The sequence below is a fragment of the Shewanella sp. N2AIL genome (assembly GCF_022690845.1).
Taxonomy (GTDB): Bacteria; Pseudomonadota; Gammaproteobacteria; order Enterobacterales; family Shewanellaceae; genus Shewanella; species Shewanella baltica.
In genome coordinates this window covers 143,033-156,772 of record NZ_JALBYT010000005.1, presented here as the reverse complement: position 1 = coordinate 156,772, position 13,740 = coordinate 143,033, and the positions used below count along the sequence as shown (strand labels likewise).

Annotated in this window: 12 protein-coding genes; 6 read left to right on the top strand and 6 right to left on the bottom strand. The window is 46.6% G+C overall.

Annotated elements, in window-relative coordinates; translation table 11 throughout:
• Positions 1-368: 368 nt before the first annotated feature.
• Together MO387_RS05395 and MO387_RS05390 are read left to right on the top strand one after the other, a co-directional pair.
• Entirely contained in the window at positions 369-623 is a 255-nt protein-coding gene (locus MO387_RS05395; RefSeq protein WP_006084804.1) for a YkgJ family cysteine cluster protein, read from the top strand.
• A gap of 22 nt (positions 624-645) precedes the next feature.
• Entirely contained in the window at positions 646-1,101 is a 456-nt protein-coding gene (locus MO387_RS05390; RefSeq protein ID WP_006083784.1) for an Rrf2 family transcriptional regulator, read from the top strand.
• Here the strand turns inward: MO387_RS05390 and MO387_RS05385 are convergent.
• From MO387_RS05385 to gpmM, 4 genes are read right to left on the bottom strand one after another with little or no spacing between them, the layout of a single operon-like run.
• Positions 1,076-1,831: a divergent polysaccharide deacetylase family protein gene (locus MO387_RS05385; RefSeq protein WP_107946155.1), complete on the bottom strand. Its 756-nt coding sequence runs from the start codon at positions 1,829-1,831 to the stop codon at positions 1,076-1,078. The two genes, MO387_RS05390 and MO387_RS05385, sit on opposite strands and share 26 nt — an antisense overlap.
• Positions 1,832-1,843: 12 nt before the next feature.
• A complete protein-coding gene (locus MO387_RS05380; RefSeq protein ID WP_107946156.1) occupies positions 1,844-3,049 on the bottom strand; it encodes a S41 family peptidase in 1,206 nt (401 codons plus the stop codon).
• 32 nt (positions 3,050-3,081) lie between these two features.
• Positions 3,082-4,218, bottom strand: coding sequence for a peptidoglycan DD-metalloendopeptidase family protein (locus MO387_RS05375; protein WP_107946157.1), 1,137 nt, complete (start codon positions 4,216-4,218; stop codon positions 3,082-3,084).
• A 10-nt stretch (positions 4,219-4,228) separates the two neighbouring features.
• Positions 4,229-5,773, bottom strand: a complete 1,545-nt coding sequence (gpmM, locus tag MO387_RS05370; protein ID WP_107946158.1) for a 2,3-bisphosphoglycerate-independent phosphoglycerate mutase — start codon at positions 5,771-5,773, stop codon at positions 4,229-4,231.
• A 267-nt stretch (positions 5,774-6,040) separates the two neighbouring features.
• Here gpmM and MO387_RS05365 point away from each other — a divergent pair, with 267 nt between their 5' ends.
• The 4 genes from MO387_RS05365 (at position 6,041) to MO387_RS05350 (ending at position 9,647) form a co-directional block, all read left to right on the top strand.
• A complete protein-coding gene (locus MO387_RS05365) occupies positions 6,041-6,475 on the top strand; it encodes a rhodanese-like domain-containing protein (RefSeq protein WP_006083779.1) in 435 nt (144 codons plus the stop codon).
• Positions 6,476-6,770: 295 nt separating this feature from the next.
• Complete coding sequence (gene secB, locus MO387_RS05360; protein ID WP_006083777.1) at positions 6,771-7,256, top strand: protein-export chaperone SecB; 486 nt, start codon at positions 6,771-6,773, stop codon at positions 7,254-7,256.
• A gap of 4 nt (positions 7,257-7,260) precedes the next feature.
• Positions 7,261-8,277, top strand: a complete 1,017-nt coding sequence (gene gpsA, locus MO387_RS05355) for an NAD(P)H-dependent glycerol-3-phosphate dehydrogenase (RefSeq protein WP_006083776.1) — start codon at positions 7,261-7,263, stop codon at positions 8,275-8,277.
• 185 nt (positions 8,278-8,462) lie between these two features.
• The gene (locus tag MO387_RS05350) at positions 8,463-9,647 is read left to right on the top strand and encodes an NAD(P)/FAD-dependent oxidoreductase (RefSeq protein ID WP_107946159.1); all 1,185 of its coding nucleotides are present in this window, start codon (positions 8,463-8,465) and stop codon (positions 9,645-9,647) included.
• Positions 9,648-9,786: 139 nt separating this feature from the next.
• Here MO387_RS05350 and MO387_RS05345 read toward each other — a convergent pair whose 3' ends face one another.
• Both MO387_RS05345 and MO387_RS05340 read right to left on the bottom strand, forming a co-directional pair.
• Positions 9,787-11,757, bottom strand: a complete 1,971-nt coding sequence (locus MO387_RS05345) for an RNA-binding domain-containing protein (RefSeq protein WP_107946160.1) — start codon at positions 11,755-11,757, stop codon at positions 9,787-9,789.
• A gap of 620 nt (positions 11,758-12,377) precedes the next feature.
• A complete protein-coding gene (locus tag MO387_RS05340; protein ID WP_107946161.1) occupies positions 12,378-13,739 on the bottom strand; it encodes a TrkH family potassium uptake protein in 1,362 nt (453 codons plus the stop codon).
• Between the last annotated feature and the right edge of the window lies 1 nt (position 13,740).

The window sequence follows — 13,740 nt, the reverse complement described above, 5'->3', positions numbered from 1 at the left end:
GTTAGAATACCGGCCTGTCACGCCGGGGGTCGCGGGTTCGAGTCCCGTCCGCTCCGCCAACATTTCGATAAGCCCTAACAGCAATGTTAGGGCTTTTTCGTATCTGGAATTTATCTATTTCAATCGTCGCGGCCGTCCCGTCCAACAGCATCCCTGCTTAACAGCCCAGTTCGGCATCGCTACCTCACATTCGTCGGCGTAAAATTTAAATCTCAGCCTACTTTTGTCTAAGTTTGTCCCACTTATTTCATATTATGTCTTTCACGCACAGAATGGCGCTTGTGCGCGACTTGGCAGTATTGACCTGTGACACTGATCTCGGACAAATTAAACGGTATAATGCCTTATGTCTTTCATGAGTAACGAAAATGAATTGTCGTCTTGGGTGTGGTGCTTGCTGTATTGCGCCTTCAATTAGCAGCAGTATTCCTGGTATGCCAAATGGTAAGGCTGCGGGTGAGCGTTGTGTGCAGCTGAGTGATGCCAATTTATGTTTGATCTTCGGCTCGCCCGATCGTCCCGCGGTTTGTAGTGATTTTGATGCATCGGAAGATGTATGTGGTCATTCGAACGAAGAGGCGCTTTGGTTGATTACCCAACTCGAAGCTCAAACCTCTCATTAAGTTTATCGCTGACAGGTGAAATATGCAGTTAACTCGTTATACCGATTTTGGCGTTCGAACCTTGATGTATTTGGCGGTTCAGCCAGACAGAACCACTTTATTTAGAATTGCTGAAATTACTCAGGTATTTGATTTGTCGCCAAATCATGTCTCTAAGATAGTGCATCATTTAGGCAAGATGGGTTACCTCGAAACCATTCGCGGTAAGATGGGCGGTTTCCGTTTGGGTAAGCCTGCGAGTGAGATTAACTTAGGTCAGTTAGTTCGGGTGTTAGAAAACTCGTTGGCGCCGATTGATTGCAGTAAACCTTACTGCCGATTCACGCCTGCCTGTAAGCTGAAAGGCGTGTTAGCACAAGCAGTTGAAGCGTATTTGAATGTGCTCGATCAATATACTCTGCTGGACATTGTGAGTAATCGTGATGAGTTACTTGCCTTGTTGCCTGACATGTCTATCTCAGTGTTACAGCTGGATTAGTTCCATTTTTGTGTGCAATGCCGATGGGGAGCAAGCTTGATGCAGGTACTAGATCAATCCCCTCGGTTTTTAGTCTTTGTAGATTGGCCTTTAAGAAGCGCATGGTTTCTGGATAAGGATGGGCAATCGCCACTAGGCTACCTTGAGTGTGTGCCTGACTTATCATTAAGTTAAATTGTCTTTCGAGTGCTTTAGCACTGATATCATTGTCTAGAAACAGTTGGCGTTTTAATAACGGCACGCCTAACTGATCCGCTGTCTCTCCCGCCTTAGTGAACCTTGTTGTCATACTATCGATAAAATACAGATGCTTTTGTTTGAGGGTTTCCATCACCCACAGCATAGGATCATCGAGTTGAGTCAATAAACTCCCCATGTGGTTATTGGCACCTTTAGCAAAAGGAACGCTGTTAATCGCATCGATAACACTGGCGCGAATTTGTGCCTCAGTCATAGTATTGGTCAATCCACCCAGCCCTAACGCCTTACCATTAAGCGCCTGCATAGGAAGATGCAGCATGATTTCGTGGCCCTTTTTATGGCCAGCATTTGCGAGTTCTTTGCCTAGAGGAGTATGAGGCAACACTGAGAGTGTCACTGTGCTGGGCAGTGCCAGCACGGCTTGATCGGTATGACGATAACCTATGTCATCAATAATGAGGGCAATTTGAGCAGCATGACTTTGAGAAATGCTTAGGGCCAATAGGGCCAAGGAATAAAGTAAGCGCACAGTTTCTTCTTATTAGTCATGATGCTGTATCCATGCAATGGCTGAGGTCACTTGATGATCTTGGGCCAGAGATGCATGGACGGATAGGGCGTCGATTATAGCCAAATTACCTGCGCCGGAACCAGTTTCTGCGGCAATTTTTATGTCTGGGACGATTCCTATATTGTGAATGTTTTCACCTCTGGGGGTATTGTACTGAGCAATGGTGAGTTTTATCGCGTTGCCATCTTCTAAGATGGGGATCAGGCTTTGTACTGTGCCTTTACCGAAACTGGTTTCACCTAACAGCTTAGCTCGACCATTTTCCTGCAGTGCGGCGGCGAGCACTTCGGATGCAGAGGCCGAGCCTTTGTTGATCAACACTAGCATGGGCACGTTAGTCAGCATGGTTTGTGGTGAGGCGTAGTAGTCGGAGTTGGCATCGAAGAAGCGGCCTGAGGTTGAGACTATTCGGCCCTTGGCGAGGAATAGGTCAGCAATTTTAACGGCTTGGTCGAGCAGGCCGCCGGGATTATTACGTAAATCTAAGATGAGTCCGGCAAGCGGTTTGTTTTGCCATTGGCTAAGTGAGCGCACCATATCTTCGGTCGAGTTTTCTTGGAAGCTACTTAATCTGACATACCCAATATTGCCATCAAGCAGTTGAGTGGTGACAGATTCGATAGTGATAGTGCTCGGCTTGAGTGACACCTCAAAGGTCGCATCGTCATTGCTGTGCTTAAGCACTAGCTTAATGCTTTGATTGCTGAGGCTATGTTTTTTTATCTCGGCGAGAATATTGGCGAGGTTAGTCTCGGTCGCCAGTGTGTCGTTGAGCTTAACGATAATGTCGCCTGCGCGTATTCCGGCTTGTTCTGCAGGGGAATGGGCGAAGGGGGCGATGATGTTGATGTGGTTATTTTGGGTTGCGACTTCGAAGCCGAAACCAAAATATTCTCCGCGATTGGAGTCTTTGAGATCGAGTAATTCTTGGTGATTCAAAAAGCTGGAATAGGGATCTAAGTGCTCAAAAATACCTTTGATTGCCGCTTGCACTAACTCTTCTTTCGAAACGGTTTTCACATAATAAGTTTCAACAGTTTCAAGCACATCTTGCAGTAACGGATAGTCAAAATCACTGCGATAAGACTTAGCGTTCTCTTGACTAGAGAGGCTGATGGATAGGCCCAAAGTCAGGCCTAATCCAACGCAACTGATATAGCGGATCATGTGTTTCATAGCCGTCCCCTGTGATGAGGGGACCGTTATGATTAGCGACAGTATTTCGCTGGATCGACGGCTTGCCCCTTGTGCCTTATTTCAAAGTATAGGCCAGCCTCGCTCTGTCCACCCGAACGTCCGACTAAAGCTATCGCTTCGCCGCTTTTTACCATGTCGCCAGGGCTTTTTAATAGGGTTTGAGCATGGCCGTAAAGGCTCATATAACCTTTGCCATGATCGATGACCATCACCAGACCAAAACCACGTAACCAGTCGGCATAAATAACCTTACCACCTGAAACGGCTCGAATATTTTGCCCTTCTGGCGCGGATAACATAGTGCCTTTCCATACCACTTGGCCGGAACGCTGGCTGCCAAAGCTGGCACTGACGCGACCTTTAGTTGGCCATTTGAGTTTGCCACTTTGTTTACCAAAACCTTCCATCGAAGGATTGTCTTTCATGGCTCGCAGCGCTTGTTCGACCACGCGCTTTAAGCTGGCCTCTTCAATTTGCAACTGCTCCAGCTCAGCGCCCTTAGAATTTAAGGTGCGTTGCAGCTCTTTGATGGTCAGTTGTCGCTGATCTTGCTCTTGGCTCAAACGTTTGGCTTGGACCTGTTGTTCGGCCACGAGTTTGGTTAATTGCTTTTGTTTACTCGTTTGCGACACCTTGATCTCATCTAGCTCGGTCAAGGTTTGCTTTAATTCGTTGATCGACTTCATCCGCGCTTTATTGAGGTATTGGTAATAGGCCAACATACGCTCGATAGTCGCAGGACTTTGCTGATTGAGCATCATCTTAGTGTAATCGTGATTACCGGCAAGATAGGCGCTCGACAGCTGTTTCGACAGTGTTTGCTGCTGAGTCACTTTAAGCGTTTCTAGCTCATCTTGACGTTGTTTTAGCTCGGTCAGTTTAGTATCGATTTGCGCTAAACTATTTTTAGTGCTGTTGACTTTTTTAGCCGCTGACGCAATCGCTTCTTCATCGCTTCGCAGCAATGACAGCAATTTTTCTCTTTGTTTACTGGTGGTTTTTAACGCGCTTTGTTGTTGATTTATTTGCGTTTGGATTGATTTCAACTCGGACTGACGCTTCTCCAAATCAGAAGCGTTGGCCGAGAAAGATAACATCATAAAGCCAGCAAGAATGCTGGCTTTAACAACAAGGAGTCGAGTGCTCACTAGGTAACGGTTACTCTTTAATGTGGATTAAGGGCTTGCCCGTCATCTCTGCTGGAATGGCTTCGCCAATCAAGGTCAAGATGGTCGGTGCGACATCGCTGAGTTTACCACCGTCATCTATGGTCGCATCGCGGCCCACAAAGACGAAAGGTACCAGTTCACTGGTGTGGGCTGTGTGCGCCTGACCTGTGGTTTCGTCCGTCATTTGCTCGGCGTTGCCGTGGTCGGCGGTAATAATGCATTCACCACCCACTTTCGCCAGTGCATCAACTACACGGCCGATACAAGCGTCAACCGCTTCACAGGCTTTAACGGCGGCATCGAAATTACCCGTGTGGCCAACCATGTCGCCATTCGGATAGTTACAGATGATCACGTCGTACTTGGTCGACTCAATCGCCGCCACTAACTTGTCGGTCAGCTCGGCTGAACTCATCTCAGGCTGTAGATCGTAAGTCGCCACTTTAGGTGAGTTGATAAGGATGCGATCTTCACCTTCGAATGGCTCTTCTTTGCCGCCGTTGAAGAAGAAAGTCACATGGGCGTATTTCTCAGTTTCAGAGATACGCAGTTGAGTGCGACCTTGTTTTTGCAGCACTTCACCTAAGGTATTTACCAAGTTTTCAGATGGATACGCGATAGGGGCTTTGATGTCGCCGGCGTACTCAGTCAGAGTGACAAAGTGCATTTTCGGCACGACAGCGCGCTCAAAACCATCGAAGTCTGGGTTGATAAAGCTACGAGTGATTTGGCGGGCACGGTCGGCACGGAAGTTCATAAATATCAGTGCATCGCCATCTTGCAAGGTGGCGACTTGGCCGTCTGCATCTGTAATTGCCGATGAAGAGACGAACTCGTCGTTCTCGTTACGCTCGTAAGCCGCTTCTAGTGCAGTAACCGCATTGTCGTATTGGAATTTGGATTTGCCTTGGGTGATCAAATCGTAGGCTTGCGAGACGCGATCCCAACGATTATCCCTGTCCATTGCAAAGTAACGACCAATAATCGAGGCGATACGGCCATGGCCTAATGTAGTAAACAGATCATCAAAATGGCTCAAGCTGCCTTTAGCGCTGCGCGGTGGTGTATCACGGCCGTCGAGGAAAGCATGCAGATAAACCTTAGTTGCGCCACGGGCAACGGCCATGCGGCACATCGCTTCGATATGCTCTTCATGGCTGTGAACACCACCGGCAGAAAGCAGACCCATAATGTGCACTGCGCCGCCGGCTTTAATGGCTGAATCAACCGCATCGCACAGGGCTGGATTTTGTTCAAACTCATGATCTGCAATGGCTTTACTGATGCGAGTGAGTTCTTGATAAACCACACGGCCAGAGCCTAAGTTAATGTGGCCAACTTCAGAATTTCCCATCTGGCCATCAGGTAAGCCTACATCTAAGCCAGAACCTGAAATCAAACTATGGGGATATTGAGCGTTGAGACGGTCGAGTACCGGAGTGTTGGCGTGGAAAATCGCATTGTTATGCGTGTTTTCACGGTAGCCCCAGCCATCGAGGATCAACAACGCGAGCGGACGTTTAGCTGTCGTCATAGTGATACCTTTAAGTTTTATAGAAGCGATAGAAATCTGAAATTGGTCAAATATTACTACGTTAGCGGGGTATGAAAAAGCGCTTTACCCCGATTAAGGTCATCGAATCACTAATTCGTCCAATTCTGTGGCTGGCTTGTAACAAGCACCTAGGCAATTGCGCTAAAAGTGCGATCTCGAACTGTGACTAAACTGCTGCAATCTGCCAAGGCAATCGGTATACTCTGTGCCCTTATCGAATTTTCGCCATTTATGCGGGCAATCATCATGCAAGAATATATCGAATTTTTTAAAGCTCACTCAATGTTAAGTCTGGCCTGGGTGGGATTATTTGTTGTGCTTGTCGCGAGTATCATCAAATCGAGCATGTCAAAAATCAAAAGTATTTCTCACCAAGAACTGACAATTATGGTGAACAGACAGGACGCTAAAGTCGTTGATGTGCGCTCTAATGACGAGTTCCGCAAGGGGCATATTGTTGATGCAATTAACGTTACGCTAGCAGATATTAAAAATAATCAGATATCTGCCCTTGAAAAGTTTAAAGCCAGTCCCATTATATTGGTATGCAATGCTGGCATGACCTCGTCTCAAGCCGCTCAGCTTTTAAGCCAACAAGGTTTCGAAAACCTGTATAACTTGAAAGGTGGTATGGGTGAATGGCAGGCAGCAAATATGCCTGTTTCAAAAAGCAAAAGATAAGTTGTCGGCGGCAGTTATGATTTAAGCTGCACCCTATCCTTTAGGCAGTGCAGCAATACAGTCATCATTGTTTGGCATACTGATCCTGCGGTCGCTAAGGGCTTAATGTAAGTTTTTAGACTGGTTCGATCGATACCCGAATATGGGTGCAAGTTGGGATGATACCGAGATCTGATACAGGCCTTGAGTAACATAAGCCCCGAGCCAATTTACGTTCAAAGATGAATTGGCTTTCAAATAATAATTGGCTTTCAACGAAAAGCCGATACAACATTGATAGGATAGGTAGGAAATTATGGCTGAAGTAGCAAACAACGAACAACAAGCCCCACAATTCAACATCCAACGTGTTTACACTAAAGATGTTTCTTTCGAAACGCCTAACAGCCCAGCTGTATTCCAAAAAGAATGGAACCCAGAAGTTAAGTTAGATTTAGACACGCGCAGCGCTAAATTAGCTGACGATGTGTATGAAGTTGTCCTGTCTTTAACGGTAACTGCACAAAACGGTGGCGATACCGCTTTCCTATGTGAAGTACAACAAGCTGGTATCTTCTCTATCACTGGTCTGACTGAGCCACAACTGGCGCATTCATTAGGTGCATACTGCCCTAACATCCTATTCCCGTATGCTCGCGAAACCGTGGGCAGCTTAGTCGGTCGTGGTACTTTCCCACAACTGAACCTAGCACCAGTTAACTTCGACGCGCTGTTTGCCCAATACGTGCAACAACGTCAAGCTGCTGCGACTGCACCAGCCGCCGAAGAAGCTAACGCTTAATTACATGAAAAACTCTGCCGATATCACGGTATTAGGGGCGGGCTCTTATGGCACCGCCCTTGCCATTTCTTTAGCCAGCAACGGTCATAAGACCTTGTTATGGGGACACGATCCTGTCCACATGCAAACGCTCGCTCAAGACAAGTGCAACCAAGCTTTTTTGCCTGGTATTGCGTTTCCTGATTGTTTACAGATCGAAGCCGATTTAGCCAAAGCCTTAGCTGCCAGTAACAATGTGTTAGTGGTAGTACCAAGCCATGTGTTTGGAACTGTGCTTGAGCAAGCTAAACCGTTACTCCGTAGCGATGCGCGCATCGTATGGGCAACGAAAGGGCTCGAACCTGAAACCGGACGTTTGCTGCAAGATGTGGCCCGTGATGTGTTAGGTGAGCAATATCCGCTGGCGGTGTTATCTGGGCCTACCTTCGCGAAAGAATTAGCCATGGGTTTACCTACGGCCATTTCGGTTGCGGGCACTTGTCCTACATTCACCAACGATCTCGTCGAGCTGTTACACAGCCCTAAACGTTTGCGGGTTTACGCCAACGACGACTTTACCGGACTGCAACTTGGCGGCGCGGTAAAGAACGTGATCGCGATTGGTGCGGGCATGTCCGACGGTATCGGCTTTGGTGCCAATGCCAGAACAGCCTTGATTACCCGTGGTTTAGTTGAGTTAACTCGTTTAGGCGAAGCCTTAGGTGCTAATGCGGCCACTTTTATGGGCATGGCGGGGTTAGGCGACTTAGTGTTGACCTGTACCGACAACCAATCCCGTAACCGTCGTTTCGGTTTAGCCTTAGGTAAAGGCTGTGATGTGATGACAGCACAGGCTGAAATCGGCCAAGTGGTTGAAGGTTATCGCAATACCAAGGAAGTGTTTACGCTTGCGAAACGCCTTGGGGTTGAAATGCCAATCACCGAGCAGATTTACCAAGTCTTGTACCAAGGTAAATCGCCCGTCGATGCTGCGAAAGAATTGCTCAGCAGAGAAAAGAAATCAGAAACGCCCGCGCAATAAACCGCGAGCCGTGATGATGCTGAATAAAGGAAAGGGTGCTAAAATAGCGCCCTTTTTTGTGCCTAACGTTTGAGCTTATCTTTGCTCCGTTTAGCGGTTGCTGACTTGCTTGCTAAAGGTTCGCGAGTCAGCAAACTGCCCGTTGGCAGCCAATACCAATCAATTTATCTGTGTGGAGTAAGAGCGTGAAACATCATGATGTCATTATTATCGGAGCCGGCGCCGCGGGATTGATGTGTGCAGCGACCGCAGGTTACCGAGGCCGTGATGTACTCGTACTCGATAATGCCAAGCAAGCCGGGCGTAAAATCCTCATCAGCGGCGGCGGGCGTTGTAACTTCACCAACCTTAAAGTCGAGCCCGCAAATTTCCTTTGTGGTAATCCCCACTTTGTTAAGTCGGCACTCGCACGTTATCCGTCGCAGCAGTTTATTGAACTGGTCGAGCGCCACGGCATTGAATACCACGAACGCGATCACGGCCAATTGTTCTGCAATGACTCGGCTAAAGAGATAGTCACTATGCTATTGACCGAGTGTGAATGGGCGGGCGTGACCATTAAGCTGCGCACCGATATTCTGGCCGTTAAAAAGACCGAGGCAGGGCACTTTGAGCTCAACACTTCTAGCGGCGAATTGAGCTGCGACTCACTGGTTATCGCCACCGGCGGCTTATCCATGCCTAAACTCGGCGCCACGCCTTACGGTTATCAACTGGCCGAGCAGTTTGGCTTAAAAGTGCTGCCAACTCACGCAGGTTTAGTACCGTTTACCTGGCACAGTGAAGATAAAATTCGTTTCGAACCTTTGTCGGGCATAGCCGTGCCGAGCCGCATTACCGCCAAAGATGGCACTGCATTTAGCGAAGCGTTGCTATTCACTCACCGCGGCTTATCTGGCCCTGTAATTTTGCAGATTTCCAACTATTGGAAAGCGGGCGAAACCATAGAAATCGATCTCTTGCCGAATATGGATTTGGCGCAATTGCTAGAGCAACAATTCGCCGCGCACCCTAAGCAAAGCCTGCGTAACACTCTCAGCCAATGGTTGCCTAAACGGCTGGTTGAAGTGCTATTCGATGAGGCCCTGTTGAACAAAGCCTTAAATCAACTAGTGCACGCCGAGCGCGCAAAATTAGTCGATGATATCCACCGTTGGACACTATTAATGAACGGCACTGAAGGCTACCGCACCGCAGAAGTGACCTTAGGTGGTATTGATAGTAATGAGTTGTCATCCAAAACCATGGAAGCCAGTAAAGTCGCAGGACTCTACTTTATTGGTGAAGTCATGGACGTAAGTGGTTGGTTAGGCGGGTTTAATTTCCAGTGGGCCTGGGCATCAGGCGTCGCCGCAGGTCGAGTGGTTTAATCTTTGTGTAAAGTGTCACTACACAAGTTTAAGTCGGGAATTAGAACGAAGACAAAGTAGATTTACTTAGTAGTAATTCAGCCTATTGATGTTAGGGATATAAATCTACTTATACTAGAAGTCGATTCCTAACGTAAAATTAGTCCGCCGTGGTATACCCCTGCTTTGGTGAATTAGGCTTATGAGGAAACGCCATTTTTAGCAACCCTTCTGAAATCATAGGCTTCAAGTAATTTTGTCGTAAGCTCTGAGGTTTACGATCTAATATCATTTCCAAAACAGAAACAGAGATGTAATGTTCTTGGCAGAGGCCAGCAATCAGCGACTTCATAATAACTGTATCTAATCGACGCTGTTCTCTGGCAGGAGCAGCTAAAGCGTTAAGTTCTTGTCGAAATGATTCGCTTAACACATCAAGGCTATCGACAAATGGTTTGTCAATTAAAGAGCTGATAAACCTGCCTTTATCATCTCTAGTTTCGTTCGAGTCAATAGCATTACTGTTGTTATGCGTTAAGTTACCAATGCTATGCGTTAAGCTTCTGGCGTTATGCGTTAAGTTATTTATAGGAGTTAACGCATTAGAAAAAACTTCCTCTGGGGATGGCAACTCCATTCCTGGTAAGCTGTATGACTTATCTCTTTTCTTTCCACTTGCGACAAGAAAGCCCTTATCGACTAGTCGAGGTAAAGCCAGCGTAACATCACGAGAATGCTTGCTGGTTAGCTGACAAGCTCGTTCGTGGTTTACCCAGCCTTCAATTGCTGCGGTTACAACAATCATCTGCTCAAGTTCGTTGAGTGAATAAAAGGTGGTGTTGCCAAACTTAACCGCTAACAACTGAGTTACTTCTTCTGGGATAAGGCTTGCGGTTGATAACTCTAAGAGGGTTTGCTCTGACGGTTCATATTTTTCGTACAACTTCGGGGTTCGCCACTTTGCCCATTCCCATCCACTATATATTTTGGGAATTCCTGAACCAGCACGCTCTCCCGCACCAATCATCAGAAACATTTGATGCATCCTGCGGTTTCTACAATCGCTTTCACCACCTTTTACTGCTATTTCTGGGGGGACACGCATCAACCCTGGGTTGCGAAAACCAAATAAATCAGGCCGCTTTACGATAAGGATTGAGCTTCGTCCTGTGTAATCTGCATGAACAAGCGTATTCACTAATGCTTCACGAATAGCTTCGTGGGCTTTTGAATCATCCAAGCGAATACCATTTTGAAGTTCAAATGGTACTTTTAAGTCCGTGACCAATTTCCGGTATGTACGACGATAGAAATCAAACACGTTTCCAGACCAAGATCCATCGGGGTAAAGGCGGTCCACCCAACGCTCAACACTGGCTTCATCTCGTTCACGATAGTCAACAAAATAATTCGGAACAGCGTCTTGAATGGCATCCCAAGTACCGAACATCAATACTCCAGCTAACGTTATACCTTCAACGCTAGTCTGACGATCTTTTCTCCATCCACCCAGCTTTTTAAACAGTTCAAAAAGGTCTAATTCCAGCCAAGGATGTTGCGGTTTAGCAACTGAAAATAAGTTCTTGTATGCTTTGAGACTGTCCATGTCGATATCAGAGAAGTCAAAACCAGTGAGAATTTTATCATCTCGGCTATCTTCTACCTGCTCTGCCATCATCCGCTTAACCTGTTCTTCACTACAGCGGTGATCACCTTCGTGTAGACGAGTGTAAGTCTCCTTCATAGGCTGATTTTTCAGATAAATAGGCTTTTGGTCACGACGAGCTGTTGGAATTTCTATAACTAGTAGTGATTTTCCTTCAATGTTCACCGTTTGAACACTATCATTTGTCAGTAAGTTTATGTTTACTTTGGCATTATTACCTGCGATATCAAACAATTGTTTGTGAACAATCTCTATATCTTCAATCCCAGCTAATGTCAGTTGTCCTTTTTTCTCACGCACACCGAGAACAACATAGCCACCACGAGAATTGGCCATTGCGCTGTAAGTTGGCCAAAAATCATCAGGTAATTTACCTTTACCATCTTGTCCTTGAGCCAATTTAAATTCCAACTCCGCTGACTCTGATAAGGCTTGAAGGTCGACTAAATCCTGTATTTGAAACATATCTATCGCTACCACCCGACTTTTTAGTTAATAAACATACTTATTAGCTTCAGTTATTGATCAACTCAAAGTTCTTGCTTAATTAGCAACAGTCTTCATTCAAACCTTAGCTTTTCTTGTTCTACTAATGGGTTTAACTGCTACAAATAAAAACAAAGCCACTGATAGTATGGAATATAACCTACAGTATCTTTCGTGCTATCACCAAGCGTATTTCTGCTAAGGTCTAAAAGTCGAACTTTGATAGAGCGAAGGTGAGTTTTTTATTCATTGGCAATGAGTTAGCTGGAGTTTGGTCAATGGAATATTATGCAACATCCACTATAGCGGATAAAGGTTGAAGTGGATAATCAATGGATAGCTTATGCCATCAGATATTTAGATATATGGCGGGAGTGCTTTCGTCGTTTTTCAAGGTGATCACAATGGGTGGCTTAGAAAGAATGACTCAGTTGGGGGAATTCTGAGATATAGAGTGCCACTGATATGGTTTTCGATGGCATGAAGCCATCGAATCGCCTATCGGAATAGTTCTTTTAAAAGAAACGGAAAGTGTTATAGCGGTGAACAGACTCGAAGGGCGGCACTGACTTGCAGTGCCAGCCTTCCAACTAATTTCTTTAACCAATCGCCAGTTTGGTTTCTGCATAGCGCAGTTTTTTCACCCTTGGATTCGCGAGGAAATAGGCGAGCATGAGTGGGCCGAGGCGACCCATGAACATCATAAAGATGATGATGGCTTGGCCTAGATTGGTGAGGTTGCCTGTTAAACCGCGGGATAAACCGACAGTGCCCAGTGCGGATATGGCCTCGAAGACGATATCGATTAACGGCGCTTTCTCGCTTAATACCAATATGAAGATGGCCAGCCAAGATACGACCAGAGAGATGATGGTCAGTGCTAAGGCTTTGCTGACGGTATCTTTGGGGATTTCCCGTTTAAACACATAGATGGCTTCGTCGCGGCGTAAATAACCATAAGTGGCCAAAATCAGCACCATAAAGGTGACGACTTTAATGCCGCTGGCGGTACTTAATGAGCCGCCGCCGATAAACATCAGCACGAGTATGAGCAAGGTACTGGCGTCTTCGAGTTGGTCAATCGCTAGGGTATTAAAACCTGCGGTGCGCGGTGTAACGGCTTGAAACCATGAGGCTAACCATTTTCCGAGTTCGCTTAAGGGCGCCAAGGTGTTGGGGTTGTTGTACTCAATAAAGTAAATCGCAATCACGGCGACCGCGTTGATGACAATAGTGCCGGTGATCATCATGCGGCTGTAAACGCTGAGTTTTGACCAACGTTTGTTCCTACGAAGATCTATCCACACCGAAAATCCTAAACCACCAATGATAAATAAACCTGTGATGGTTAGGTTGATCACGGGATCGGCCACATAGGGCATTAGGCTGTCGGCACTGAGGGCAAAACCTGCGTTATTAAAGGCGCTAATGGTATAGAAAAAGCCGTGGAATAAGCTAGTTTGCCAGCCGAGTTCATGGCTCCAATGCACTGATAAAATCAGCATGCCTACGGCTTCAACCAGCAGCGAAAACACAAATACGGCTTTGGCGGTTGAGACTAATGTCGATGTATCGGTTTGATTAAACGCCTCTTTTGCGACGGTTTGCTGTAGAAAGCCAATCTTACCGCCAAGGGCTATAAGGGTGACAATCGCAAAGGTCATCAAGCCTAAACCACCGCATTGAATTAGCAGCGCGATTATCACTTGGCCAAAGGGCGTGAACACACTTCCAGTATCGACGACCACAAGCCCTGTTACTGTCACCGCCGAGGTGACGGTAAACAGGCTTTGCAGCCAAGTAATGGGCGACACAGTGGCGATGGGCAGTTTAAGTAAACATGTGCCGACGAGGATTAACAGAGCAAAGCTTGCACTTAAGATAAAGGGCGGCGCGCCAAAGAGTTTTTTGCCGGTTTTAGGAGTGTGCTCTAGGGTGAGCGAAGGATGCCATTGAACCACC